Here is a 25,031-nt window from a genome sequence, read left to right on the forward strand (position 1 = left end):
CGGACTCAATGGGGCTGACGACGAATACCGAGCCGGTACAACAGCGGGGACAACAGGATATTCGACAGGGTGAACGCCACTACCACAGCCAGTGCCGACCAGAGCCCGAGGGGTAACCAGAACAGCGCCAGAATCATCGGCAACACCGCTTCAGGCACCTGATCCAGCAACAGCGCCCGGGCACTGGGCACAAGGCCGCGACGGCGCTTGATAAAGCTGCTGATCATGTCACCGATCAGCCCCAGCGCGCCGAACAGGCAACCGAATACGAAACCCAGCCCCGCGACCATCGCAAACAGGCCGCAACTGAGCATGCCACTCACCAGGCCGCGCCAGGTCTTGCTTTTACCCAGTACCGGCCGGCCATCCCGCCACCGGCGCCCGCCGTCAAGCGGCGTCGACCAGACCCTGCCGCATAGATTTCTCGCCACCACCGGGGCTCCGTTGGCCAGTACCAGCATGACGAACAGCTCCAGCGCCAGGATCACTGCAGGCAACCTCCGGTTCAGGCCACGCCGCCGCGAGTCAGCTTCAGGGGATCCAGCAGTTGTTCAAGGCGGTCGCGATCCAGCCCGCTGCGCTCCTCGGCGACATCAATCACCGGCCGCCCGGTGCGGTAGGCCTCTTTGGCAATGTCCGCCGCCAGGGCATAGCCGATTTCCGGGTTCAGCGCCGTCACCAGTACCGGGTTCCTGCCCACGCCGGCATTCAGCGTGCCCACGTTGACGGTAAAACCCTTGATGGCCTTGTCCGCCAGCAGGCTGGCGGCGTTGCTCAGCAGTTCCACCATATCCAGCAGATTCGCGCCGACCAGGGGCAACATCACGTTGAGCTGGAAATTGCCGGACTGGCCAGCCATGGCGATGGCGCTGTCCAGCCCCATCACCTGGGCACTGACCATGGCGACCGATTCGGGAATCACCGGATTTACCTTGCCCGGCATGATGCTGCTGCCCGGTTGCAGCGCCGGCAGGCTGATTTCCGCAAGACCATGAATGGGGCCGCTGTTCATCCAGCGCAGGTCATTGACCATCTTGGTCAGCACAATGGCAACGCCACGGAGCTGGGCTGACAGGGCCACCGGGGAGTCCACCGCACTCTGGCCCACGAACTTGTGCTCCAGGGGGCGAAACGGGTAACCGGTGTTGTTGCGCAGGAACTTCACGAACTGGTCGGAGAACTCGTGCAGCGCATTCACTCCGGTGCCAACGGCAGTGCCGCCCTGGGGTAACGCGAGCAGGTCGTCACTGGCACTCTCCACCCGAGCCTGAGCCGCCAGCAACTGCTCACGCCAGGTCCGCATCTCCTGGCCAAGGGTCACCGGCATGGCGTCCATCAGGTGCGTTCGACCGGTCTTGACCTGATCCCCGTACATCGCTTCGCGTTCGTAGATCACGCCGCACAGGTGCGACAGCGCCGGCAGCAGCCGGGTGTGGACGGCGCTGAAAGCACTGACATGGATAGCGGTGGGGATTACATCGTTGGAGCTCTGGCTCATATTGACGTGATCGTTGGCGTTGACCTCCACCCCGGCGCGGTTCGCCAGCGCCGATATCACCTCGTTGGCGTTCATGTTGGTGCTGGTGCCGGAACCGGTCTGGTAGCGATCCACCGGAAACTGGTCGCCGTGCTCGCCGTCCAGCAGTTGCAGGCAGGCATTCACAATGGCGTCCCGCAGGTCATTGTCGAGCAGTCCCAGGCTGGCATTGGCTTCGGCCGCCGCCTGCTTGATCCTGGCCACCGCGGCAATAAACGCCGCGGGCATCGGCTGACCGCTGACCGGAAAGTTCTCCACCGCCCGCTGGGTCTGCGCGCCCCACAGGGCATCTGCCGGAACGTGAACCTCGCCGAGGCTGTCTTTTTCCGTTCTGAATTTGGTCATGCCGCCCTCCTGTTGTTAAAACAATCCCTGTATTCAGGCGGGCCCGATTGCGTCAGCTCTCGGAATGGGCCCGCAGTCTCACATGGTCGCAAATACCCGTGACCTGTTCAAAATTGAGCACCAGAGTCTGTACGGTGTTGGTGTAGGTGTCGTGAAGGTGAAACTTGAAGCGGCGCTGTTTCTCGCCCTGCAGGAAACCGTCGTACTCACGCACCAGTTCACGCACATCGCCGCCATTATCTCGCGACCAGGTGGCGTTAAAGGGACCGAGCACAGCGCCGCCGGAGAGGCAGATGGTCACTTCGTGGTTGGTCAGGGCATTGTCGGATAGGGTCATGGTGTACTCTCCTGAAATTCAACAGATCCCAGACATCAGTGTAGACCGTGGTCAGTCCCCCGTCCCTGAATTTGATGCAGATCCGAGCAAGCTGTTCAGTAATGCCCGCAAGCGGTTGGGTTTGACCGGTTTGTTGAGGATTTGCAGGTATTGCGCCTTCAGGAACTGACGGGTGTCGTCACTGCGGTCGGCGGTGATAATCGCGGCGGGGATATCGAGGTCAAAATGACGGCGCAGGCCATAAATGGCTTCACAGCCGGTACGTTCGTTGTCGAGATGGTAGTCAGCGAGAATCATCGCAGGGGGCGGATCGAGCTCCGCGAACGCCGTCAGCGCCTGTTCCCCGCCAGAGGCGGCAGTAACGTCGCAGCCCCAGCGCTCCAGCAACAGCTGCATGCTTTCAAGCACAGCCGGTTCGTTATCAATGACCAGCACGCGCGCGCCACGAAAGCCTTCGGTGAAAGCAGCCGGCTGCGGACCAGTCGTTGAGTGAGTAACGGCCAGCGGCGCGGCCAGGGGAATGGTCACCGCAAACCGTGAACCCCGATCCGGGCGAGATGACACGTCAATGTCGTACCCCAGCACCCGCACCATGCGCTCCACAATCGCCAGCCCAAGGCCCACGCCCTGGCGACCACCGGTGCCCTGGGGCAGAAGCTGATGGAATTCGGTGAAAATCTCACGGATCTTGTCCTCAGCAATCCCCACGCCGGTGTCCCACACCTCAATGCGCAACCTGTTGCCACGCCCCCTGAGGGCCAACAGTACGCCCCCTGACCGGGTGTAACGAAAGGCGTTGCTCAGCAGGTTGCGGATGATTCGGGTCAGCATGCGCTGGTCGGTGCGGATCATCGCCGGTAACACACGAACCCGGAACGACAGCCCCACATTGGCCGCCACCGCCTCGAACTCCTCGCCCAGACCCACCGCCAGGGCAGCCAAATCGGTGTAGACCAGATCCGGCTTCATCGCCTGCTGGTCCAGCTTGGAAATGTCCAGCAGATCCGCCAGCAAGTCCTCGGCGCCCTCGAGGGCGCGATGCACCTGATGCACCATGCGGCTTTCCTGCGCCGGCAGGGGGCTGTCCTGCAGCGCGGAAATCATCAAGCGGGCAGCATTCAGCGGTTGCAACAGGTCGTGACTGGCAGCGGCAAGGTACTTGTCCTTGCTGCGATTGGCCTCCCGCGCGGCCTCCATCGCCACCACCAGCTCGTGCTCAACCTTTTCACGCTCCTCGATCTGGTAACGCAGGCCCACATTGGCGTTCTGCAACGCTTCGGTCCGCTCTTCCACCCGATGCTCCAGTTCGGCATTCAGCCGCACCAGTTTCTCTCGCGCCTGAACCCGCTCGGTGATGTCGGCCACAAACGCCTCCACCACTTCCGGCCCCAGATCGGGGCGTCGCAGCATGGTGATGGCGACGTGCACCGGTTTGCCATCTCGCTTTCTCAGCTGGCTTTCGCGGGCGCTCAGACTTCCACTGTCCAGCAGCTCCTGGCGCAGTTTGTCGAAATCCGCCGCACTGGAAAACAGCTGTTCCCGCAAGCGAATCACCCCGGCCTTGAGATCATCCGTGCTCTCGTAACCGCAGATTCTGGCCATGGCGGGGTTGCAGGCGAGAAAACCGCCACGCAGGTTGGCCTGGAATATACCGTGCAGGGCATTCTCGAACAGCCATTTATAGCGGTTGCGCTCCTGCTCCAGCTCTTCGATCCGATCCTGCAGCGCGGGGTAATAATTCTTGCGAACAGACTGGCTGCCGAGACCCAGCAGGTCGCCAACCCCGTATCCCCCTTCCTGTTCGTCAGAGGGCTTCTTCATAGACAACCTGGACGTCCCGCAGCGATGATTTGCGGGGATTGGTGAGAATGCACGGATCCTGCAGGGCAAACCCGGAAAGGTACGGAATATCCGACACACTGACGCCCAGCTCCGCCAGCCGGGACTCCAGCCCGACCGTGCGCTTGAGCTCGATGATACGGTTCATCAGGCGCTTCTTGATCTCGGTTTTGTTCATGCCGCGGGTATCGATATCCATAGCTTCGGCCACCTTGCGGAAGCGGTCTTCCGCGAACGGAAAGTTGAACGCCACAACGTGTTCGAGCAGCAACGCATTGCACAAACCATGGGGCAGATCCAGATAGCCTCCGAGGCTGTGGGACATGGCGTGCACCGCGCCCAGAATCGCGTTGGAAAACGCCAGCCCGGCCTGCATCGAGGCCAGCATAACCTGTTCCCGCAGATACGGGTTCGACGTATTGGCCACCAGCGGCTCGAGGTGGCGATTGATCAGCCGGATGGCTTCCAGCGCGTGGGTATCGGTCAGAGGTCCACTGCCCGTGGACACAAACGCCTCGATGGCGTGCACCATGGCATCCACCCCGGTACAGGCGGTCAGGAAGCCGTCCATGGTTTCGGTCACTTCCGGATCAATCAAGGCAGCGTCCGGCACCACCGCCTTACTGATGATCGAGAACTTGAAGCGACGATTCGGGTCGGAAATGATGGCGAACTGGGACACGTCCGCAGACGTGCCAGCCGTGGTCGGAATCAGGATCATCGGCGGCGAGGGCGAGGTGATGGTGTCCACACCCTCGAATTCCAGAATGTTGCGGCCGTGGGCGCTGACAATTCCGATGCCCTTGGCGCAGTCCATCGGGCTGCCACCACCGATGGCGACAATGACATCACACTCACTGGAACGGTACAGCTCCGCACCGGCCATAACTTCGTCTACCTTGGGATTCGGAGACACACCGGTGAAGACCGTTACCCGAAGACCCGCCGCCATCAGAATATCGACTATTTCCGCTACCCAGCCGGCCTGCTCGACCCCCGGATCGGAGACCAGAAACACGTGGCGGGCCCCGAAGTTACTGGCGAAATTGGCCACCGCCTTGCGGGAGCCAGCACCGAAGACGATTTCCGGGGAGACAAACTTGCGAAGCGCAGAAACGTCCTGATTCATAGGGCGATGCTCAAGGTATTTATTGTTGTAGGATCTGACGAAAGTCTAACTCAAGTTCGCCCCCCGATCATCGAACTTCGTTCCCTGTTGTCCATAGAAAGCGTAAAGCCACTCAAGCGTTCGGGCCTGATTGACCGGGCGCCGGAACCCGTGACCCTCATCCTCGAACCAGTGCAGCTCCGGTGACTGACCCGACGCCTTCATGGCCGCCACCATGGCACGGGTCTGTTCCGGCACCACCACCCTATCCTGACCGCCCTGGAAGAAAATTACCGGTGCCCGGATCTGATCAGTCAGGTGCCGCGGTGTGCGTTCGCGCCAGCGTTGGGGGTGATGCTGCGGTGGGCCCAGCAACCAGTCCAGGTAGCCGGACTCGAAACGATGGGTCGCGGCCCTCAGCTGCTGCGGATCGGTCACCCCGAACAGACTTGCACCGGCGGCAAATCGGCGGCTGCGAGCCAACGCCATCAGCGCGGTGTAGCCACCGGAGCTCCGCCCCTGAATAAAGATACGCTGGCCATCCACCAGCCCACCGGTGCCAAGCCAGTCAGCGGCCCGCTCCATATCGGCGACGTCCACCTGCCCCCACGCCCCCGCAAGCGCCAGGCGAAAGGCGCGGCCAAAGCCGCTGCTGCCACGATAGTTCACCTCGGCCACGGCAAAACCGCGCTGACACCAGTACTGCACCTGAGGATTGAAAACCGGATAGGCGGCTGCGGTCGGGCCGCCATGAACCATCAGAATTAATGGCGGTGATGCGGATACAGCCGGGTTGGGCCGGTACAGGAATCCGCTGAATGCGGGGACATTGCTGCCGCCTGAGGGCACTTCAAACAGCAACGGAAATGCCGACGCCCGCGCCTGCTGCGGCACCTCACCACCGGCCACCACCGTGGCTGCGCCGCTGCGCGGGTCCACGTCCAGAATAGCATCCAGCCGTGTTGCAGAACGTGCGACGCAGACCAGCTTACCAGCGGTGATACGCAGGCAACGGAAATCACTGAATTCCGCGGCTACCCGCTGACCGGCGCAATGCGGGTGATATAACCAGAGCTCGCCGCTGCCATCCCTGTAGTGAACCCGCGCCCAACCACCATCCGGGAGGGGCACATGATGGGATTCACCCAGTTGCCAGGGGGCATTGGCGTGATCCAGCGGCGGGCCGCCGCCGCTGACCCAATCGCCGTTCGCGCCATCCGGATCGAGACACCACGGCTGCCACCAGCCCTGGTGATCCGATAACACCCACAACCCGGACCCGCTGTACACCGGTTGCTGGACCGAACCTTCTGTTGCCGTGGGCCAGGTCTCGCAGCCCCGCAAGCACCCGCTTTCCGTCACCACCGCCGTCCACAGTGTCGTGCGTACCCACGGCATGTCCGGCAGTCGCCAGCTGACCCACGCCAGCTGGCGTCCATCAGCGGACAGCGCCGGCGCGCCGTAGAAATCCTGGCCGGCGTGGAGCACCCGAATACCCTGCTCCGCACTGACCGCCACCAACTGTTGGCGACCACCGGCCTCGCGCACGGCCAGTACACGCTGGCGATGGGGGTCCGCCACCAGGCCGCCAAAGGCGGCGTCTGGCTCATCGGTAAGCCGTTGGCACCGGCCGTCTTCCGCGAGAAAGTGAATCTGCTGATCTTCACTGACCAGAAACACGCCGCCGTCGAGCGCGGCCAGACTGCCGCCGCCATAACCGTTGATGCGGCTGCGCACACTGAGGCCCGCCGGCCCGAACGGCTCCGCGCCCCGTGCGGTCAACCGCCACAGGGCTTGAATCCCGGTGGTCGGATCCGGCTCCAGCCAGTACACGCCGGTTCCGGACACCGCCAGCTCGAGGCGCTGCGCAAACGTGGCACAGGCCTGACTCGCACTCAGCTGGCCAGCAGGCAAAGCCTGCAGCGCCATTGCCTGTGACCGCAGCTCAGCCCCGGAATAGCAGTTTTGAGTTATCCGCATTGCGATAGATCAGCCCGTCGATGCCGGCCGTGGCATGCTCAGCAGCGGTCCTCGCCGCCAGAATCCGATCGTGGTGAGGCGACTTGCCACACACCGGGTCAGCGTTGTCGGCGTTGCCGGTCAGTAAAAACGCCTGACAGCGGCAACCGCCAAAATCCCTGCCCTTTTCATCACAGGAGCGACAGGGTTCCGGCATCCAGCTGTCGCCGCGGTAATGATTGAAGCCGGGGCTGTCGTACCAGATGCGGTGAAGATCCGTGTCACGCACGTTCGGGAAGTCGATGGGCAGCAAGCGGGCACTGTGGCAGGGCAACGCTGTGCCGTCCGGCGCCACGGTCAGAAACAGGCTTCCCCAACCATTCATACAGGCCTTGGGGCGCTCCTCGTAATAGTCCGGCGTCACAAAAATCAGCTTCATGGCCGAGTCGGCCGCAGCAAGGCGCTGACGATAGGCATTTACCTCGGTCTCGGCTTTCTCCAGTTGCGCCCGGGAGGGCATCAGCCCCTCGCGGTTCTCGAATGCCCAGCCGTAATACTGGCAGGTCGCCAGCTCGACATAGTCCGCCCCCAGCCGTTCACACAAGGACATGATGTCGCTCATCTGGTGAATGTTGTGGCGGTGGATCACGAAATTGAGCACCATCGGGTAACCGGCGTCCTTGACCGCGCGTGCCATCGCCAGCTTGTGGTCGAACGCCTTGCGGGAACCGGCCACGGCGTTGTTCAGCTCGGGATCCGAGGCCTGAAAACTGACCTGGATATGATCCAGACCGGCATCCCGGAAGGCACCCACTTTGGCCTCGGTGAGTCCCAGCCCCGAGGTGATCAGGTTGGTGTAATAGCCCAGTTGCCGCGCCTCGGCGATCAGCTCCGGCAGATCCTGACGTACCAGCGGTTCACCGCCGGAAAAGCCCAACTGCGCCGCCCCCATCTGACGCCCCTGGCGCAGCACCCGCACCCACTCCGCCGTGCTCAGTTCCTGAGCCGTTTGGGCAAAATCCAGCGGATTGGAGCAGTACGGACACTGCAGCGGGCAACGGTAGGTCAGCTCGGCCAGCAACCACAGCGGCGGACCGATGCCTGGGCGGTCCCCGCCGGGCATGGGGTGGTGGTCGTTCATGTGAACAGTATCCAGTGTTTCTGTTCCGCATCACTCAGAAAATCACTGACGTCGGTCTGCAGCGAACCGGCGTCCGGAAACTGCTGTTCCAGCACGGCCACAATGGCGGCCACGGTTCGCTCGCCGTCAATCTCTTTCAGCACCGCACCGGCGCTTTCGTTCAGCCGTACCATACCCTCCGGGTACAGCAATACGTGGGCATTCTGCGCCGGCTCCCACTGGAAGCGGAAGCCCGGGCGCAGCCGGGGCACGCTTGCCAGCCGATCGGTCACGACAGCCCCCGATGCCACGCGGGCTGGTCGGTGACGGTATGATACGGTGGCGTCTGGTGCAGATAAGCCATAGTCAGGGCATCCAACATCGACCATAAGATATCCAGTTTGAATTGAAGAATCTCCAGCGCACGGGTCTGGCTTTCAGCCGTGGTGAAACTGTCCAGGGTAATGGCCAGACCGTGCTCCACGTCGCGCCGCGCTTCGGATAACCGTTTGCGGAAATAGCGGTAGCCGCTGCCCTCGATCCACGGGTAGTGCTGCGGCCAACTGTCCAGCCGGGACTGATGAATCTCCGGCGCAAACAGTTCGGTCAGGGAAGAGCAGGCAGCTTCCTGCCAGGTGGCACGGCGGGCGAAATTCCGGTAAGCGTCTACCGCAAACCGGACACCCGGCAGCACGTGGCGCTGATCGACCACTTCTTCCCGGGTCAGGCCCACCGCCTCGGCCAGGTACAACCAGGCCTCGATGCCGCCCCCATCACCGTCGTGGCCGTCGTGGTCCAGAATCCGCTGCAGCCACATCCGGCGCACTCCGGCGTCCGGACAGTTCGCCATGATGGCGGCATCCTTGCGGGGGATGTTGATCTGGTAGTAGTAGCGGTTTGCCACCCAACCGCGGATCTGCGCCGGCGTGCAGTGTCCGCTATACATCGCTTTATGGTAGGGGTGATAAATGTGGTAGTACTGCCCCTTATCGCGCAGGGCCTGCTCGAAGTCTTTGCGGTTGAGCACAGTGCGGGCAATCGCGTTCATGAGGGATCCGCCAGTTCAATGTGCATTCCATCCCAGGCCACTTCGATACCGTGACGGGCCAGTTCGGCGCGCTCGGGCGAGTGTTCGTTGAGAATCGGGTTAGTGTTGTTGATGTGAATCAGGATCTTGCGGCGTGCCGGCAGGGTGTCCAGCACCTCGATCATGCCACCGGGACCGCTCTGGGCCAGATGCCCCATGTCCTGCCCGGTTCGGGGTCCCACTTCCTGGCGGATCATCTCGTCATCGTGCCAGACGGTGCCGTCCACCATCAGCACATCAGCCCGGCGCATCCAGTGCAGAATCCGGGCATCCGGTGCACCCAACCCGGGCGCATACAGCAGCGTTTGGCCGGTACGAGTGTCCTCCAGGAAAACGCCGATATTGTCCCCCGGATGGGGATTGTCCCGGCGCGGCGAATAGGGCGGCGCATTGCTCAACAGAGGAATCGCGGTGAGCCTCAGGGACGGCGCACAGGCAATAGTAAAAGACTCACTCTCGGTGGCGGGCACCTCCCGCCAGCTCAGCCCACCGTTCCAGTGCTTGAGCATTCGGAACAGGGGAAATCCCGAGGTCAGGTCCTCGTGCACCTGGGCAGTGCACCAGACATCCAGCGGCAGGCCTTCGCGCAGTGTCAGCAGGCCGGTGGTGTGATCCACCTGGCTGTCAATCAGCACCACGGCGCTGATGCCGGTATCCCGCAACGCGCGACCCGGTTGCATGGCCGGAAACGCCGCCAGCTGGGCACGAATGTCGGGGGAAGCATTAAACAGGATCCAGTGCTCACCGTCTTCACTGACCGCAATGGAGGACTGGGTGCGGGCGCGGGCGCTCAGAGTGCCCTTGCGGAAACCGTCGCAGTTGGCGCAGTTACAATTCCACTGGGGAAAGCCACCGCCGGCGGCGGAACCGAGTACATGGATATGCATGGAGGCACTCCGGACCAGAAACGGCCAGCGTCAAGCGGCTGGCCGCTCAGGTGTTCAGCGGTTGGCGAAGTACATAGTGACTTCGAAACCGATCCGCAGGTCTTCGTAGGCTGGTTTGGTCCACATAATGCTCACCTCTATTGTCATGATTGTTAGCGCATTCAGGGTGAGTTAGCGGCTGTACCGATAACTCACCTATCATCCTAGCGGCGCTGGCAAGCATCCCATATGGTACTTTGGCACTGTTTTCCCGCCTCCCTAAGTTGCAGACCGAACCGTACCCGCAGCCACAAAAAAGGGCCCCTGTGCAGGAGCCCGAAGCGTAGCAAAACAGCTCCGATGAAGCCGGAGCCTGAAGACGCACATCCGTTGTGCTCGCCCAATGCCGGGCCGGTGTGGAAGGCCCGCTTTTCACCGCCCGATCAGAAGAAACCCAACGGGTTGATGTCGTAACTCACCAGCAAGTTCTTGGTCTGCTGGTAGTGATCCAGCGCCATCTTGTGGTTCTCGCGGCCAACGCCGGACTTCTTGTAGCCACCAAAGGCCGCATGAGCCGGATACTGGTGGTAGCAGTTGGTCCATACGCGGCCAGCCTGGATGGCGCGGCCCATGCGATAGGCTCGGTTGATATCACGGGTCCAGAGACCGGCACCCAGGCCGAACTCGGTATCATTGGCAATGGCCAGGGCTTCTCCCTCGTCCTTGAAGGTGGTAACGCCCACCACCGGGCCGAAGATCTCTTCCTGGAACACGCGCATATTGTTCTTGCCTTTGAACAGCGTGGGCTGGACATAGAAGCCGTTGTTGTACTCACCCTCCATTTCCTCACGGCCACCGCCGGTCAGCACTTCCGCGCCTTCCTGCTTGCCGATTTCCAGGTAGGACATAATCTTGTCGAACTGCTCCTTGGACGCCTGGGCGCCTACCTGCACATCGGTATCCAGCGGGTTACCACGCTTGATCGCCTTGGTGCGCTCGATAACCTTGGCCATGAACTCGTCGTACATATCCTCCTGCACCAGCGCGCGGGATGGGCAAGTACAGACTTCGCCCTGGTTGAAGAACGCCAGCACCAGACCTTCCACACACTTGTCGATGAATTCCGGCTCAGCCTGCATGACGTCCGAGAAGTAGATGTTGGGCGACTTGCCACCCAGCTCTACGGTGGACGGGATGATGTTCTCGGCCGCGCACTTGAGGATATGAGCCCCCACCGGGGTGGAACCGGTGAACGCGATCTTGGCGATGCGCTTGCTGGTGGCCAGCGCCTGACCGGCTTCGATGCCGTAACCGTTGACGATGTTGACCACACCCGGTGGCAGCAGATCGCCGATCAGGTCCATCAGCACCAGAATACTGGCGGGCGTCTGCTCGGCTGGCTTCATCACCGTGCAGTTGCCGGCCGCGAGGCAAGGCGCCAGCTTCCACACCGCCATCAGCAGCGGAAAGTTCCAGGGAATGATCTGACCCACAACACCCAGAGGCTCATGGTAGTGGTAAGCCACGGTGTTGTTGTCGATGGCGCTGGAGGTGTCCTCCTGAGCGCGGATGCAGCCGGCGAAATAGCGGAAATGATCCACCGCCAGGGGCAGATCGGCGTTGATGGTTTCACGAACCGCCTTGCCGTTGTCCCAGGTCTCGGCCACCGCAAGCATCTCGATGTTCTGCTCGATACGATCGGCAATTTTCAACAGGATATTGGAACGCTCGGTGGTCGAGGTCTTACCCCAGGCTGGCGCAGCTTTGTGGGCTGCATCCAGAGCCAGCTCGATGTCTTCGGCGGTGGAGCGGGGGATGTCACAGATCGCATCACCGGTTACCGGGGTGATGTTCTCGAAATACTGGCCCTTGACCGGGGCAACCCACTCGCCACCAATATAGTTTTCATAACGGGATTTGAAGGAGACGACGGAGCCATCCTTTCCTGGTTGTGCGTAGATCATGGTCTCGACCTCTTGTTGTGTTTGTCGCAGGGCAACGCGGCCTTTCGCGTTTACTTATTCACTGTAGACCCCAATGCCGGAAAGATGAATGATGCGATGGAGGCGAAAAACTCCTCCCTTGGTAGTAGATGCATTAACCACCGGGTCTTTAGAGCGGTTTATAAAAAAGGCTACCCGAAAGTAGCCCCTTTTCTATAAACACTGTGATGTTGTCAGTTCGCCATCACTTGCTGGCAACCCGGTCTTTTGGCAGCTTGAAGGTCCAGACCGTCCCGCCCTGGTTGAAGTCCTTGACCACCTTGGCCACTTCACCGCCCCAGAGAGGTACCGCACCGCCCCAGCCTGTGGAGATGGAGACATACTGCTCACCGTCCATCTGCCAGGTTACCGGGGTACCCACCACACCGGTGCCGGTGTTGAACTTGTAGAGCTCTTCGCCGGTCTTGGCGTCAAAGGCTTTCAGATAGCCTTCGGGCGTACCGGTGAAGACCAGGTTACCGGCGGTCGCCAGAACGCCGCCCCAGAGCGGGGCCGGGTTGTTGTAGCGCCAGACTTCTTTACCGGTTTTCGGATCCATGGCACGCAACACGCCGATGAACTCGTCGTTACCTGGTTTGATGGTAAAACCGGCGCCCAGGTAGGCCGCACCTTTTTTGTAAGATACCGGCTCGTTCCAGATGTCCATGGACCACTCGTTCGAGGGCACGTAGAACAATTCGGTGTCTTTGCTGTACGCCATGGGCATCCAGTTCTTGCCCCCGAGGAACGCCGGGAACGCCACTACGGTTTCGCCTTTCTCTCCACCCGCGTCAGCCGGGTTGCCCGGGCGGCCGTTTTTGGTGTTGTAAATGGGGCTGCCGTCCTTGTTCAAACCTTCGGCCCAGGTAATCTTGTCCACGAACGGGAAGCCACGGATAAAGTCGCCGTTTTCGCGGTTCAGCACGTAGAAAAACCCGTTACGGTCCGCGGTGGCCGCGGCCTTGACGGTTTTGCCGTTCTCTTTGTAGTCAAAAGAAATCAGCTCGTTGACGCCGTCGTAATCCCAGCCGTCATTGGGCGTGGTCTGGAAGTGCCACTTGATGCTGCCATCATCCGGATCTATGGCGACACGGGAGGATGAGAACAGGTTGTCACCGGGACGCAAGTGGGAGTTCCACGGCGCCGGGTTGCCGGTGCCGAAGAACAGCGAGTCGGTATCCGGGTCGTAGGTACCCCCTAGCCAGGTTGCCGCTCCACCAGTCTTCCACATGTCACCGGGCCAGGTTTTGCCGGCTTCGCCGCCGGAAATGCCGTTCTCGATTTTTTTGCCGTCCTTATAGACGTAACCCATGTGGCCTTCCACCGTCGGGCGAGTCCACAGCAGGTCACCGGTTTTCGGATCCCGGGCTTCAACTGTGCCCACAATGCCAAACTCACCACCGGATACGCCGGTGATCAGCTTGCCTTTGACGATCAGCGGGGCTGCCGTCATGGAATAGCCGGCCTGGTAATCGGCGACTTTCTTGATCCACACCACCTTGCCGGTATCTTTGTTAAGGGCGACCAGCTTGGCATCGAGGGTACCGAAAATGAACAGGTCGTCGTACAGGGCTCCGCCCCGGTTGACCACGTCACAACAGGGCATGATGCCATCCGGAAGACGGGCATCGTACTGCCAGATTTCTTCGCCGGTGCGCGCATCAACCGCATAGGCGCGCGAATAGGATGCCGTCACGTACATAACGCCATCCTTGACCAGTGGCTGGGATTCCTGACCCCGCTGTTTCTCGCCACCAAAGGAGAACGCCCATGCCGGCTGAAGAAACTTGACGTTGTCGGTATTGAGGGCATCCATCGGGCTGAAACGCTGGCCCTGGACGCCCATGCCGTAGCTTACGATGTCATCAACGGTGTCCTGGTCATTAAGGATATCTTCATCGGTGACCGCGTGGGCCCCCAGGGATACAGCCAGCGCCAGCGCACTGGCGGCGAACTGTTTACCGAACGGATTCGATCTCATGGTTGCGCTCTCCAAAGTCTCTTGTTGTCAGTGTATGCAGCGAACCGGGAATTTTTCCCGCCTCTGATCCACATTCTTGGCCTCACCCGCAATCGCAACAATTAATCGCCAGCACAGGTTTTCTCATCACTTGGTAGTAAGACCTGCGTAAAAAAGCCCGCACGTGGCGGGCTCGAAGGGCAGTAACGGTTTATTCCCCATTTTCATCGGGGCCAAGAATTTCGTCGTAGTACCCGGGTCGACTATAGGAAAGTCCGTGGTCGGCATAGAGCTCGACCAATTCTCCGGATCTGACCATGCCGTCCACAATCGCCCCGATGGCATAGCCAAGAGCGCGGTGGGTATGGCGCACTGCCAGGCCCAGGTCCCAGACCTGTCTGGTCATGCCTGGGAAGCCATTCCCTGCCTTGGCAAAGCCCTTGTCTTCATGGGCCGCCAATTGGTGTTCAATTTCCGCGCGCATACCCATCACGCCGGCAACCTCACCCTGATCCATGGCATGGAACGCTTCACCGACGTTGGCATAATGATGAACCTGGTTCCTCAGCCGTCCGCCAAATGCAGAGGTCAAATAGGTAGCCGGGAGAGTGTCGATCTCCACCCCGATCGGGTGGTACTGAAACACCGCAACGGTCTCAACGCCGTCCAGGCGGTTGGTATCAAAGGCAATCTGCCAGCGCTCCTGCTGGTAGGGCCCGAAAAACACCACCTGCTCGTTGATCATCTCGCCGGTGGAATCCCGCATGTACTTGAAGGTACTGTCGTAGGGCACCCGCATCATGATGTCCGCTATGCGGGTTTTCGCCAGGTAATGCCCCTTCCAGATATGGTTGCGCAGATCGTCACCCAGGTTTTCATCCGGGATAATCCAGTAGGGCCGAAACTCTACACCCAGCCCTTCTGCGATCCGGCGACCCAGCTCTGCATCTACTCCTCTGGCCTCACCATCGACCTCATAGGAATAGGGTGGAAAGTCTTTGTACATGCCGACATTCAGATAGCCTGAGTCCTGCACGATATCCAGGGTTCGGTCCGGAATCAGACTGCGGGACTGTTGAGCCTGCACCTGACTGGCGCCCACCAGCAGCAGTACCAGCATCAGTGCGTGCAAAGCTGACTTCATAAACTCACCTCCCGGAAATTCCAGCCTTGAAGAATGCGCTTTACCCTTGATTCAGACTGGGTTATTCAGGCTGGGGGACCGACTCAATGTAGGTCTTGATGGCCCAGATGGCGGTCTGATCCAGGTTGTCCTTGAACGACGGCATGCCTCGCCCGGTGCCGTTCATGACACGACCGATAAAATACTCGTCATCCCATTCCGTCAATTCCCTCAGGTCAGGAGTCAGTCCACCGGACATGGCTTCAATACCGTGACAAACCGCGCAGTTTCCTGCGTAACCGCTCTTGCCCACCTTGACGGCCTCGGCATGCTTGTCGCCGTGCTCATTTCCCTCTCTGAAGGGATTTTCTGTCAGCGCTTCCTTGCCAAGATTGGGTAAGTCACCGGTGTCCACTTCCTGGGGGGTAACATCCCCATGCGACATGGCAAAACCAGCCGTCGCCAGCAGGCCGGCGGCAACCAGGGCCTTTAATGAAAAAGAAACTGACATGTTGTTATACCTCTGTTTTGAATCTCCGTGCGCTGGCCATTAGTTGTGAGTGCATTGCCAGCTACCTGATTCAAGTCTAGGAACACGCCATTCCGATCAGAATGCCACTTTGGCGCCTTCGTTCTAGTTCCTTGGTAGTAGGCGTGCAGAAGCGGCGCCAAAGCACGAGGCTATGAAGCGATCGTGAGAAATTGGCCACGTTTCAACCACACGCAAGCCTGACGGGAACTTTTCCCGGTTTTTATCGACTTTTTCCCGATATTTTCATGATTTTTTCCGTCGCCTTCGTGTTCGCTGCGGGCTAATACTCTGACCGTCAACGCGAGTCAGACGCGTGAATGACAACAAAAACCAAGGGGAAATGAACATGAAACCAAGAGATCACAAGTCGGCCATTGCCAGAGCGGTCAGCCTGGCAGTGATAGTAGGCACTGCCGGAGGCCTTTCCTTGCAGGCCAACGCAAAAGACGTCACCTGGGAGGACATCAAGAACGACGCCGAAACCACCGGAGATGTTCTCGGCTATGGCATCGGGCCCAAGGCCCAGCGGTACAGCCCGATGACAACGGTCAATACCGATAACGTTGAACGCCTGGTGCCCGCCTACTCCTTCTCATTCGGCGACGAGAAACAAAGGGGCCAGGAGTCCCAGGCACTGGTTCACGACGGCATGATTTACGTCACCGGCTCCTATTCCCGCCTTTTTGCCCTGGATGCCCGAACAGGCAAGAAGGTTTGGGGTTACAGCCACCGGCTTCCCGAAGGCATACGGCCCTGTTGCGATGTGGTAAACCGCGGCGCTGCCATTTTCGGTGACAAGGTTTTCTTCGGCACTCTGGATGCCGGCATCGTGGCCCTGAACAAGGACACCGGTGAAGTCGTCTGGCGGGAAAAATTCGCGGATCACGAGGCAGGCTATACCATGACCGGCGCACCGACGCTGATCAAGGATCAGAAGACCGGCAAGGTGCTGTTGATTCACGGCTCTTCGGGCGATGAGTTCGGTGTTGTAGGCAAGCTCTTTGCCCGGGACCCGGACACCGGTGAGGAAGTCTGGATGCGCCCCTTCGTGGAAGGACACTATGGCCGCCTCAACGGTAAGAAAAGTACGCCAACCGGCGACCCTGACGCCCCAAGTTGGCCGGACGATCCCGACACCGAAACCGGCAAGGTGGAAGCCTGGAGCCATGGTGGCGGCGCGCCCTGGCAGAGTGCCAGCTTTGACGTTGAAACCAACACCATCATTATCGGGGCAGGCAATCCCGCCCCCTGGAACACCTGGAAACGCACCTCGCCGGGCGGCGATCCCCGGGATTACGACAACCTTTACACCTCCGGCCAGGTGGGCGTTGACCCTTCCACAGGGGAGGTGAAATGGTTCTATCAACACACACCCAACGACGCCTGGGATTTCTCCGGCAATAACGAGTTGGTGCTTTTTGAATACGAGGATGACGGAGAAACCGTCAAGGCCACGGCCCATGCCGACCGCAACGGCTTCTTCTACTTGGTGAACCGGGAAAACGGTGAGTATATCAACGCCTTTCCGTTCGTAGACAACATTACCTGGGCGGAACGTATTGGCGAAGACGGACGCCCGGTAGAAGCAGAAGGCCAGCGCCCGCCACCCCTTGAACCGGGCGAGACCCAGGGCGAAGCCATTGAGGTTTCACCACCCTTCCTGGGCGGCAAAAACTGGAACCCCATGGCCTATAGCCAGGACACCGGTCTGTTCTACATTCCGGGCAACCACTGGAAAGAGGACTACTGGACGGAAGAGGTTACCTATAAAAAAGGTGCGGCCTATCTCGGACAGGGATTCCGGATCAAACGCATGTACGACGATCACGTTGGCATCCTCAGGGCCATGGACCCGCTTACCGGAGAAGTGGCATGGGAACACAAGGAAAAGCTGCCACTCTGGGCGGGCGTTCTGACCACCAGGGGCGGCCTGGTCTTCACCGGCACCGGAGACGGTTATTTCAAGGCGTTTGACGCGGAGTCCGGTGAGGAACTCTGGTCCTTCCAGACAGGGTCGGGGATTATTTCATCACCGATCACCTGGGAAATGGATGGTGAACAATACATTGGCGTGGTCTCCGGCTACGGTGGCGCAGTCCCACTCTGGGGCGGCGACATGGCGGAGCTGACCAAGCCGGTCTCCCAGGGCGGCTCCTTCTGGGCCTTCAAACTGCCTTCCTGGTCACAGGCCTCCCGCTAAAACCTGCCCGGCATTGGCCCGGCGCCCTGCGCCGGGTCTTTTTCACCATCCTGCAAACGCGTTTTTCGAGGGACTCGACGATGAAACCACAACTGCTTATAAGTCTTATGGCTGTATGCCTGCCACTGGCAGCCGCCGACTATCTTGCAGATATCGAAGATGCGCCAGTTATCAACGGCTGCAGGCTGCAACCCGAAGCGACCTGTCCGGGCGCTGACCTGCGCGGTGCAGACCTGTCAAACATGGACTTACACTCCGCTGACTTCAAAGAGGCCAATCTTGAAGGGGCCACACTCAATCACAGTAACCTGCGGGGCGCACGACTCGATGGTGCCAACCTCGAGGGGGTAACCGGCCTGAGAGTAAACCTCTACCGTGCCTCCATACGCGGCGCCAATGTCACCGGGGCAGACCTGCGTGGAGCGCAGGCAGAATACCTGTTCGCTCAGGGTTCGGATTTTTCGGGGGCGGATCTCAGTGGCGGCAACTTCGACTTCTCGCGCTTTTCCGGGGCCGTCATGAAAGGGGCGGTTCTGGACTATTCAACTTTCGAGATCGCCTGGATGCCCAAGACCAATCTCGAGGGGGCGAGCCTTATCGGCGCCAACCTCCAGGAGGCCAAATTCGGTAATGCCAGCCTGGCGGATGCCGACATGCGAGGCTCCCGAATTCACTATGCAACCTTTGTGAACACCTTTATGGAAGGCTGCACCGCCTGCCCCTTTGACTGGTGAGCTCAGGCCCGAGGGCGCTCCGGTAGCTGGCCGTAGCGGACAAGCCCGGCATCAACCGCCAGGTGGATAAGCTCAACGGACGAGCTCACCTGCAGTTTTCCCTTCAGCATAGCCAAGTGATTGGAGACGGTTTTGCTACTGACGCAGAGGCGGCTCGCAATGCCCTGGATATCCTCGCCCCGGGCATACATCAGCAGTACCTCCATTTCTCGCTGGGTCATATCCCTGAGCCGGTGGTCCACGGGACGTTCCTGGTTCATTGCCAGGCGAGTGGCTATCGGATGTTCAATGTAGGGCTCACCAGCAGCCACCCGCTTTACCGCTTCGGCAAGCTCCTCCGGTGCGCAGTTCTTGGACACAAAGCCCATGCCGCCAACCTCCAGCGCCTGCTTCACCATCGGCAGTTCATCATGCATGGTAAAAAACACAATGCCGGCCCCACGCCAGCGCTGACGAACCCGCCGCGCTACTTCCAGCCCGGAGATATCCGGCAACCCCATATCTAGCAGCATCAGGTCCGGGCGGTGTTCGGCCCAGGCGGCGATGGCAGCCTGGCCGGTTTCAACCTCGACTATCTCCAGGCCAGGCATCATGCTCCGCAGCAGACTGGAGATTCCCTGCCTTACCACTCGGTGGTCGTCAACAATAATCAGCTTCATCGGCGCTTCTCCGGGCTTCGGATTGTCAGCTCAGGGGAATGGTGAGACACACCCTGGTGCCCTGGCCTGAACGACTGAAGAACTCGGCTTTACCGCCCAGGCTGCGGGCCCTTTCACACATGGACCGGAGCCCGAGGCCAGCTCTGGCCGAGAGGTTGTTAGCTCCAATTCCGTTGTCGCGAATCTCGATCTGCAGCACACGGGGCTTTGCAGTCACACCCAATATGGCTTTGGTTGCGGCCGCATGTCTTGAGACATTATTCAGTGCTTCCTGTACAAACCGATACAGATGGGTCTGTTTCTCACCGGTAAGTTCGGGCAGGCGTTCATCCACCGTGAGTTCACAGGTCAGGCCACTGAGCTGCTGCCACTGGTCCACCAGATGATGAATGGCGGACCCCAGTCCGAGCTGCTCCATGACCAGAGGATGCAGATCCTGCAGCAGGTGACGAAAGTGCTGCTGCACGGTCTCACAGTGTTCGGCCAGTTCCTTCGCCTGATCCTTCTGGCGCTCATTCAGTTCCGGGTCATAGAGCCAGCCGCGAGCCTGGGCGCGGATGCCGGTAATATACTGGCCAAGATCATCATGAAGCACCCGTGCAATGTGTGCCCGCTCACGATCCTGAAGCTCAAGAAGTTCGTTCAGTAACCTGGCAACGGTTTGCTGTTCGGTCTCCAGCGCTTCTGCCATGGTGTTGAACCGCTGCACCAGTTGATCCAGTTCTGTTACTGACTGCCGTGGCAGGCGTGGAGAACCCTCCCCTTCACCAATGTCGTCCATGGCCTTGCCGATACGCCGAAGCGGCTCTGTCAGCCGGCGCATTGCCAGGAATAACGCTGAAAAGCACAGCAGTACACCGATGCCGAAAGCCAGCGACACCAGAACAAAGTTTTCCCAGATTTCCTCTACTTCGTCGTACGGGTTAACCTGCCAGCCTCCGATGACCGGAAGTCCACTTGCCTGGTCGGCTCCCAGGGTGCGAATAAACCAGAATGGGACGTCGCCACCGCCACCGGCAACGCCCTCATCCGATAACGGGCGCAAGTGCCGAAGGCCTGCAATCAGTTCCGGACCAACCTCTTCCGGCGCTCCAATCATGCCCGCCAGCGTCGATATCCCATCCAGTTCACGGGCCACATCCAGTCTCGCCTGTTTCAGGTAGAAAAAAGCCCCGACGCCATAAACCAGGGCAAATACTGCCAGCATCAACAACGCCACCCGGCTGTATGCCCTCATGATTGAAGTCCCGTTCTGCCTGAAGAAAGTTGCGTCAACTTCATGCTAACGGTGTAAAAATTCCCGGGAATAGTTCTTTAGTACCGCCAGTTTCCTACTTTCTGAATATTTCAGCGCCTTTCCACGTTCTCTAAGCTGGACTCAACAACAAGTATTCAAAGAGGGGACGGCAATATGGATCTTAAAGGCAGGCTACTGATTGCTTCAGTCCTATGTGGCTGGCTGCTGGCGCCGGCTTCGGCGGCGGCCCTCGATGTAACCATCGGCTATATCCACTGGGTACCCGACCAGGGCCCGGTGCTATCCAATGTCACTCCGGAACCGGAAGACGCCGGCCTCCGTGGCGCTGAGCTGGGAATCGCAGACAACAACGCCACCGGCAAGTTCCTCAACCAGAACTATGCTCTGGAGTCCGTCATAGCCAGCGATGAAGCGGGCGCACTGGCCGCCCTCGACAGCATGCTGGAAAACGGCATTGATCTGCTGGTGACCCGCGTTCCCGCAGATACACTGCAGGCGATGGCTAAAAAGGCTGACGGTAAAGCGCTGCTGTTCAATGCCGGCGCATCGGACGGTCGTCTACGAATCACGGAGTGCCAGCCCAACGTCCTGCATACCATCCCTTCCTACGCCATGCTGACCGACGCCCTCGCCCAGTGGCTGAGCATGCGGCGCTGGAAGGAAGTATTCCTGATTACCGGGCCGACCGACCAGGACAAAGCCTGGGCCGATGCTTTCCGCCGCGCCAGCAAGCGCTTCGGCCTGGACATCATTGCCGACAAACCCTGGACCTTTGACTCGGACCTGCGCCGCACGGCTGCCAAAGAACTGCCCGCCTTCACCCAGGCCCGTGATTACGACGCCGTGGTGGTCGCCGATGTACGTGGTGATTTCGGGGAATACGTGCCCTTCAACACCTGGCTGCCGCGCCCGGTAGTAGGCACCCAGGGCATGGGCCCGGAAGCCTGGCATCGGGTGGTTGAAGCCTGGGGTGCGGCGCAGCTGCAGAACCGTTTCCGGGAATTGGCGGACCGTGAAATGAACAGCGAGGATTATGCCGCCTGGGCCGCCATACGCTCCATCGGCACCACGGTGACCGGCCTCAGTGAAGCTGGCCACTCAAACATTCGCGAGCACCTGTTTTCCGACGCTTTCCAGCTCGCCGCCTTCAAGGGCCGCAAGCTGACTTACCGCCCCTGGAACGGGCAGCTTCGCCAGCCAATCCCCCTGGTTCACCCACAGGGCCTGGTTGCAACACCGCCTCTGGAAGGCTTCCTGCATCCCGATTCCGAACTGGACACCCTGGGCTACGACAAGCCCGAGAGTGACTGCCGGATCAATTGACCCCACTGAAGAACAAGAAGGAACACTGACCATGAAAAATGCGTTCAAGATTGCGACCCTGGCAGCGGCCATTGGCCTCTCAGGCCCGGCGCTGGCAAGCCTGGCCTACGTGTCCAACGAGAAGGACAACACTCTCTCCGTCATTGATACCGAAACCAATGAGGTCGTGGACACCATCGACGTCGGCGCCCGGCCCAGGGGCATCCTGCTGTCCAAGGACCACACCAAACTCTACATTTGTGCCAGTGACGACGACACCGTTCAGGTACTGGACTTGGCCACCCGCAAGATCATCGACACCCTGCCCTCTGGCGAAGACCCCGAGCAGTTTGCCCTGCACCCCAACAACCGTCACCTATACATCGCCAACGAGGACGATGCCATCGTGACCGTGGTGGATGTGCAAACCAAGGACGTTCTGGCTCAGATCGATGTGGGCGTGGAGCCCGAAGGCATGGCGGTCAGCCCTGACGGCAAGTGGGCGGTGAACACCAGTGAAACCTCCAGCATGCTGCACTGGATCAACACCGAAACCTTCGAGATCGAGAGGAACACCGTGGTGGGCCAGCGCCCGCGGCACGTGGAGTTCTCCAAAGACAGCAAGGTTGCCTGGGCCTCGGCGGAGATCGGCGGCACCGTGCACATCTTCGACGTGGATACCATTGAAGAAATCAAGCAGATCGATTTCAAGATCAAAGGTGTGCCCCAGGATCGGGTGCAACCGGTGGGCATCGAGCTCACCTCGAATGGCAAGTACGCCTTCGTAGCCCTCGGCCCCTCCAACCACGTTGCGGTGGTGGATGCGCAGACCTACGAAGTCCTGGATTACCTGCTGGTGGGCGCCCGTGTCTGGCAGCTGGATCTGGACAAGGATGAGAAGTTTCTCTACACCACCAACGGCGTCTCCAGTGACGTATCCGTTATCGATGTGGAAGAGCTGAAGGTGATCAAATCCATCAAGGTGGGCCGCTTCCCCTGGGGTGTGGTCATCGATCCCACTTCATGACCATTGAAGCCCGCAACCTCAGCTTTCGCTACGGCGACAAGCCGGTGCTCAAGGAGGTCAGCTTCGCGCTGACCTCCGGCGGTTTTCATGCCCTGCTGGGCCCGAACGGCGCCGGCAAGTCGACGCTGTTCGGCCTGCTGACAAGGCTGCTGGCCTTGCAACAGGGCGATGTGCTGATGGCGGGGCAATCCCTGAAAAAACAGCCCGCCGAGGCCATGCGCAACATCGGCGTGGTGTTCCAGCAGAATGCCCTGGATCTAGATCTGACCGTGCGTCAGAACCTTCTTTACCACGCCGCGCTCCATGGCCTGTCACGTCAGGCGGCCCGGGTGCGGGGCGACCGGGAGCTGACACGTTTCCAACTGCTGGAACGGGCCAACGAACCGGTGCGGAAACTCAATGGCGGCCACCGCCGGCGGGTGGAGATCGCGCGTGCCCTGCTCCATGAGCCTTCCCTGTTATTGCTTGATGAACCTACAGTCGGGTTGGACGTGGCCAGCCGCCGGGAGCTGAACGATCACGTGCGCACGCTCTGTGACTCCGACGGCCTCACCGTACTCTGGGCCACCCACCTGATCGAGGAGATTCGCCCGGAAGACCGGGTGCTGATCCTCCATGAAGGCAAGCTGCTGGCCGACGGTGCAGGGCATGACATCTGCGAAGCCGAAGGTACCCGCGACCTGGCGGAAACCTTCCATACCCTGACAGGAGCCGGATGATATGAAAGCTGCCCATTACTGGCACTGTTTCGTCGGCATTCAGACCCGGGAATGGTTGCGCTTCTGGCAGCAGCGCACCCGCTTCGCCAGCGCCCTGGTGCGGCCACTGCTGTGGCTGGTGGTGTTCGCCGCCGGCTTCCGGGCGGTGCTGGGCATTTCCATCATTCCGCCCTATCAGACCTACATCACCTACGAAACCTACATCGCCCCCGGGCTGTGCGGCATGATCATCCTGTTCAACAGCATGCAGGGAGCGCTGTCCATGGTGTACGACCGGGAGCTTGGCAGCATGAGAGTGCTGTTGATGAGCCCTCTGCCGCGACCGTTTCTACTGGTGACAAAATTGCTGGCCATGGGGATTGTGTCTGTCGGGCAGGTGTACGTTTTTCTTTTGTTGGCCCTGTTAGTGGATGTCGAACCACCGGCCTGGGGCTATCTGGTCGTTTTGCCAGCGCTGATTCTGACCAGCCTGATGCTGGGGGCGTTAGGGTTGCTGATCGCTACCTGGATCAAACAGCTGGAGAATTTTGCCGGGGTGATGAATTTTGTCATTTTCCCAATGTTCTTCATGTCATCTGCCCTTTACCCGCTTTGGCGCATGAACGAGGCCAGCCCCTGGCTCTACTGGATTTGCCAGTTCAATCCATTCACCCACGCAGTAGAGGCGATCCGATTCTCCCTGTACTTGGAATGGAACCCGATGGCTTATGGCATTACCGCAACGGTGACTTTGGTCTTGTCCCTACTCGCGACCGCCGGGTTCAGACCTCAACGAACCAAGATACTTGCAACCTCCAAACCCGCCTGATCAGCATTATTCATCAGACTCCACCGCCGCCTTTGCTTGCCAAAAGTCGGCCTGGATCGGGTCTGCTTCGGTTCCCAGACCGCGCGCATAAGCTTGTGCCACTGCAGACATACTTAATCTGTCGCCGGCTTCTGCCCCTTTCAAATACCACTCGAATGCCTTGGCATCACTCTCCTCCACACCCAGGCCATTCGCATACATATTCGCCAGATTGTACATGCCCTGGTGGCTACCCGATTCTGCGAGCGCCTGGTAGCGCTCGAAAGCCAGGTCATATTGGCCCATCTTATATACGGCATATGCCTCAAGCACTTTAACCATCTCGCGGGCCACGCCCATTTGCTGTTCCGATTCGTCCCCATTCACGGCAGGCGAAAGCAACAACAAAAAGCTCGCGGCCATAACCATCCATTTTCTAGCGCATTGGCGTTGCATGAAAGCCTCCGGGGATTAAAAGACGATTGCAAACGATCACCCACAAATACCGGCGTCCTTGACTCTAACGTAACGAAGGTTTGCGACTTTACTC

24 protein-coding genes are annotated in these 25,031 nt (G+C 59.9%); 6 read left to right on the top strand and 18 right to left on the bottom strand.

Annotated features, from left to right (window positions below; genetic code table 11):
• Nucleotides 1–5: 5 nt before the first annotated feature.
• From MLC70_RS02255 to pedF, 15 genes are all read right to left on the bottom strand, one after another.
• Nucleotides 6–488, bottom strand: a complete 483-nt coding sequence (locus tag MLC70_RS02255; protein WP_248181711.1) for a CDP-archaeol synthase — start codon at nt 486–488, stop codon at nt 6–8.
• 17 nt (nt 489–505) lie between these two features.
• On the bottom strand, nt 506–1,882 hold the full coding sequence (locus MLC70_RS02260; RefSeq protein ID WP_248181401.1) for a class II fumarate hydratase: 1,377 nt from the start codon (nt 1,880–1,882) through the stop codon (nt 506–508).
• A 52-nt stretch (nt 1,883–1,934) separates the two neighbouring features.
• A complete protein-coding gene (locus MLC70_RS02265) occupies nt 1,935–2,219 on the bottom strand; it encodes a hypothetical protein (protein WP_248181402.1) in 285 nt (94 codons plus the stop codon).
• Between the two features lie 51 nt (nt 2,220–2,270).
• Nucleotides 2,271–4,040: a PAS domain-containing hybrid sensor histidine kinase/response regulator gene (locus MLC70_RS02270; protein WP_248181404.1), complete on the bottom strand. Its 1,770-nt coding sequence runs from the start codon at nt 4,038–4,040 to the stop codon at nt 2,271–2,273.
• Nucleotides 4,024–5,187 carry an alcohol dehydrogenase-like regulatory protein ErcA gene (ercA, locus tag MLC70_RS02275; RefSeq protein ID WP_248181406.1) on the bottom strand — a complete coding sequence of 388 codons (1,164 nt, stop codon included), beginning with the start codon at nt 5,185–5,187 and terminating at the stop codon, nt 4,024–4,026. Before ercA ends, MLC70_RS02270 begins: the two co-directional genes overlap by 17 nt.
• Before the next feature lie 45 nt (nt 5,188–5,232).
• Nucleotides 5,233–7,095 (bottom strand): S9 family peptidase, encoded by a 1,863-nt coding sequence (locus MLC70_RS02280; RefSeq protein WP_248181408.1) that lies wholly within the window; start codon nt 7,093–7,095, stop codon nt 5,233–5,235.
• A gap of 16 nt (nt 7,096–7,111) precedes the next feature.
• Nucleotides 7,112–8,266, bottom strand: coding sequence for a pyrroloquinoline quinone biosynthesis protein PqqE (gene pqqE, locus MLC70_RS02285; protein ID WP_248181410.1), 1,155 nt, complete (start codon nt 8,264–8,266; stop codon nt 7,112–7,114).
• Nucleotides 8,263–8,538: a pyrroloquinoline quinone biosynthesis peptide chaperone PqqD gene (gene pqqD, locus MLC70_RS02290; RefSeq protein WP_248181413.1), complete on the bottom strand. Its 276-nt coding sequence runs from the start codon at nt 8,536–8,538 to the stop codon at nt 8,263–8,265. The genes pqqE and pqqD overlap by 4 nt, the downstream gene beginning before the upstream one ends.
• The gene (pqqC, locus tag MLC70_RS02295; RefSeq protein ID WP_248181414.1) at nt 8,535–9,293 is read right to left on the bottom strand and encodes a pyrroloquinoline-quinone synthase PqqC; all 759 of its coding nucleotides are present in this window, start codon (nt 9,291–9,293) and stop codon (nt 8,535–8,537) included. The genes pqqD and pqqC overlap by 4 nt, the downstream gene beginning before the upstream one ends.
• On the bottom strand, nt 9,290–10,219 hold the full coding sequence (gene pqqB / locus MLC70_RS02300; RefSeq protein ID WP_248181415.1) for a pyrroloquinoline quinone biosynthesis protein PqqB: 930 nt from the start codon (nt 10,217–10,219) through the stop codon (nt 9,290–9,292). Before pqqB ends, pqqC begins: the two co-directional genes overlap by 4 nt.
• A gap of 54 nt (nt 10,220–10,273) precedes the next feature.
• Nucleotides 10,274–10,345 carry a pyrroloquinoline quinone precursor peptide PqqA gene (pqqA, locus tag MLC70_RS02305; RefSeq protein ID WP_007153157.1) on the bottom strand — a complete coding sequence of 24 codons (72 nt, stop codon included), beginning with the start codon at nt 10,343–10,345 and terminating at the stop codon, nt 10,274–10,276.
• Between the two features lie 296 nt (nt 10,346–10,641).
• Entirely contained in the window at nt 10,642–12,162 is a 1,521-nt protein-coding gene (gene exaC / locus MLC70_RS02310) for an acetaldehyde dehydrogenase ExaC (protein WP_248181416.1), read from the bottom strand.
• A 223-nt stretch (nt 12,163–12,385) separates the two neighbouring features.
• Nucleotides 12,386–14,161, bottom strand: coding sequence for a PQQ-dependent methanol/ethanol family dehydrogenase (locus MLC70_RS02315; protein WP_248181417.1), 1,776 nt, complete (start codon nt 14,159–14,161; stop codon nt 12,386–12,388).
• A 190-nt stretch (nt 14,162–14,351) separates the two neighbouring features.
• Nucleotides 14,352–15,284: a substrate-binding periplasmic protein gene (locus tag MLC70_RS02320; RefSeq protein ID WP_248181418.1), complete on the bottom strand. Its 933-nt coding sequence runs from the start codon at nt 15,282–15,284 to the stop codon at nt 14,352–14,354.
• Between the two features lie 61 nt (nt 15,285–15,345).
• The gene (gene pedF / locus MLC70_RS02325; protein ID WP_248181419.1) at nt 15,346–15,774 is read right to left on the bottom strand and encodes a cytochrome c-550 PedF; all 429 of its coding nucleotides are present in this window, start codon (nt 15,772–15,774) and stop codon (nt 15,346–15,348) included.
• A gap of 361 nt (nt 15,775–16,135) precedes the next feature.
• On the opposite strand from pedF, the gene MLC70_RS02330 reads away from it, so the two are divergent.
• Together MLC70_RS02330 and MLC70_RS02335 are read left to right on the top strand one after the other, a co-directional pair.
• Nucleotides 16,136–17,995, top strand: coding sequence for a methanol/ethanol family PQQ-dependent dehydrogenase (locus MLC70_RS02330; protein ID WP_427902082.1), 1,860 nt, complete (start codon nt 16,136–16,138; stop codon nt 17,993–17,995).
• Nucleotides 17,996–18,075: 80 nt separating this feature from the next.
• Nucleotides 18,076–18,729, top strand: a complete 654-nt coding sequence (locus tag MLC70_RS02335) for a pentapeptide repeat-containing protein (RefSeq protein ID WP_248181422.1) — start codon at nt 18,076–18,078, stop codon at nt 18,727–18,729.
• Between the two features lie 2 nt (nt 18,730–18,731).
• Here MLC70_RS02335 and MLC70_RS02340 read toward each other — a convergent pair whose 3' ends face one another.
• Nucleotides 18,732–19,388 (bottom strand): response regulator, encoded by a 657-nt coding sequence (locus tag MLC70_RS02340; RefSeq protein ID WP_248181424.1) that lies wholly within the window; start codon nt 19,386–19,388, stop codon nt 18,732–18,734.
• Nucleotides 19,389–19,413: 25 nt separating this feature from the next.
• Nucleotides 19,414–20,625: a sensor histidine kinase gene (locus MLC70_RS02345; protein WP_248181426.1), complete on the bottom strand. Its 1,212-nt coding sequence runs from the start codon at nt 20,623–20,625 to the stop codon at nt 19,414–19,416.
• 174 nt (nt 20,626–20,799) lie between these two features.
• Here MLC70_RS02345 and MLC70_RS02350 point away from each other — a divergent pair, with 174 nt between their 5' ends.
• The 4 genes from MLC70_RS02350 to MLC70_RS02365 are packed head-to-tail and all read left to right on the top strand — an operon-like array spanning nt 20,800 to nt 24,502.
• A complete protein-coding gene (locus MLC70_RS02350; protein ID WP_248181428.1) occupies nt 20,800–21,969 on the top strand; it encodes an ABC transporter substrate-binding protein in 1,170 nt (389 codons plus the stop codon).
• Between the two features lie 31 nt (nt 21,970–22,000).
• Nucleotides 22,001–22,975: a YVTN family beta-propeller repeat protein gene (locus tag MLC70_RS02355; RefSeq protein ID WP_248181429.1), complete on the top strand. Its 975-nt coding sequence runs from the start codon at nt 22,001–22,003 to the stop codon at nt 22,973–22,975.
• The gene (locus MLC70_RS02360) at nt 22,972–23,694 is read left to right on the top strand and encodes an ABC transporter ATP-binding protein (RefSeq protein WP_248181430.1); all 723 of its coding nucleotides are present in this window, start codon (nt 22,972–22,974) and stop codon (nt 23,692–23,694) included. The genes MLC70_RS02355 and MLC70_RS02360 overlap by 4 nt, the downstream gene beginning before the upstream one ends.
• Nucleotide 23,695: 1 nt before the next feature.
• Complete coding sequence (locus MLC70_RS02365; RefSeq protein ID WP_248181431.1) at nt 23,696–24,502, top strand: ABC transporter permease; 807 nt, start codon at nt 23,696–23,698, stop codon at nt 24,500–24,502.
• Between the two features lie 6 nt (nt 24,503–24,508).
• Here MLC70_RS02365 and MLC70_RS02370 read toward each other — a convergent pair whose 3' ends face one another.
• Nucleotides 24,509–24,937: a tetratricopeptide repeat protein gene (locus MLC70_RS02370; protein ID WP_248181432.1), complete on the bottom strand. Its 429-nt coding sequence runs from the start codon at nt 24,935–24,937 to the stop codon at nt 24,509–24,511.
• Nucleotides 24,938–25,031: the final 94 nt, after the last annotated feature.

The sequence above is a fragment of the Marinobacter goseongensis genome, from assembly GCF_023156235.1.
Taxonomy (GTDB): domain Bacteria; phylum Pseudomonadota; class Gammaproteobacteria; order Pseudomonadales; family Oleiphilaceae; genus Marinobacter; species Marinobacter goseongensis.

Excerpts from the sequence above, each read along its gene's own strand:
- MLC70_RS02260 (WP_248181401.1), bottom strand. The coding sequence starts at position 1,882 with ATGACCAAATTCAGAACGGAAAAAGACAGCCTCGGCGAGGTTCACGTT.
- MLC70_RS02265 (WP_248181402.1), bottom strand. The coding sequence starts at position 2,219 with ATGACCCTATCCGACAATGCCCTGACCAACCACGAAGTGACCATCTGC.
- MLC70_RS02270 (WP_248181404.1), bottom strand. The coding sequence starts at position 4,040 with ATGAAGAAGCCCTCTGACGAACAGGAAGGGGGATACGGGGTTGGCGAC.
- ercA (WP_248181406.1), bottom strand. The coding sequence starts at position 5,187 with ATGAATCAGGACGTTTCTGCGCTTCGCAAGTTTGTCTCCCCGGAAATC.
- MLC70_RS02280 (WP_248181408.1), bottom strand. The coding sequence starts at position 7,095 with ATGGCGCTGCAGGCTTTGCCTGCTGGCCAGCTGAGTGCGAGTCAGGCC.
- pqqE (WP_248181410.1), bottom strand. The coding sequence starts at position 8,266 with ATGAACGACCACCACCCCATGCCCGGCGGGGACCGCCCAGGCATCGGT.
- pqqC (WP_248181414.1), bottom strand. The coding sequence starts at position 9,293 with ATGAACGCGATTGCCCGCACTGTGCTCAACCGCAAAGACTTCGAGCAG.
- pqqB (WP_248181415.1), bottom strand. The coding sequence starts at position 10,219 with ATGCATATCCATGTACTCGGTTCCGCCGCCGGCGGTGGCTTTCCCCAG.
- exaC (WP_248181416.1), bottom strand. The coding sequence starts at position 12,162 with ATGATCTACGCACAACCAGGAAAGGATGGCTCCGTCGTCTCCTTCAAA.
- MLC70_RS02315 (WP_248181417.1), bottom strand. The coding sequence starts at position 14,161 with ATGAGATCGAATCCGTTCGGTAAACAGTTCGCCGCCAGTGCGCTGGCG.
- MLC70_RS02320 (WP_248181418.1), bottom strand. The coding sequence starts at position 15,284 with ATGAAGTCAGCTTTGCACGCACTGATGCTGGTACTGCTGCTGGTGGGC.
- pedF (WP_248181419.1), bottom strand. The coding sequence starts at position 15,774 with ATGTCAGTTTCTTTTTCATTAAAGGCCCTGGTTGCCGCCGGCCTGCTG.
- MLC70_RS02330 (WP_427902082.1), top strand. The coding sequence starts at position 16,136 with ATGAACATGAAACCAAGAGATCACAAGTCGGCCATTGCCAGAGCGGTC.
- MLC70_RS02335 (WP_248181422.1), top strand. The coding sequence starts at position 18,076 with ATGAAACCACAACTGCTTATAAGTCTTATGGCTGTATGCCTGCCACTG.
- MLC70_RS02340 (WP_248181424.1), bottom strand. The coding sequence starts at position 19,388 with ATGAAGCTGATTATTGTTGACGACCACCGAGTGGTAAGGCAGGGAATC.
- MLC70_RS02345 (WP_248181426.1), bottom strand. The coding sequence starts at position 20,625 with ATGAGGGCATACAGCCGGGTGGCGTTGTTGATGCTGGCAGTATTTGCC.
- MLC70_RS02350 (WP_248181428.1), top strand. The coding sequence starts at position 20,800 with ATGGATCTTAAAGGCAGGCTACTGATTGCTTCAGTCCTATGTGGCTGG.
- MLC70_RS02355 (WP_248181429.1), top strand. The coding sequence starts at position 22,001 with ATGAAAAATGCGTTCAAGATTGCGACCCTGGCAGCGGCCATTGGCCTC.
- MLC70_RS02360 (WP_248181430.1), top strand. The coding sequence starts at position 22,972 with ATGACCATTGAAGCCCGCAACCTCAGCTTTCGCTACGGCGACAAGCCG.
- MLC70_RS02365 (WP_248181431.1), top strand. The coding sequence starts at position 23,696 with ATGAAAGCTGCCCATTACTGGCACTGTTTCGTCGGCATTCAGACCCGG.
- MLC70_RS02370 (WP_248181432.1), bottom strand. The coding sequence starts at position 24,937 with ATGCAACGCCAATGCGCTAGAAAATGGATGGTTATGGCCGCGAGCTTT.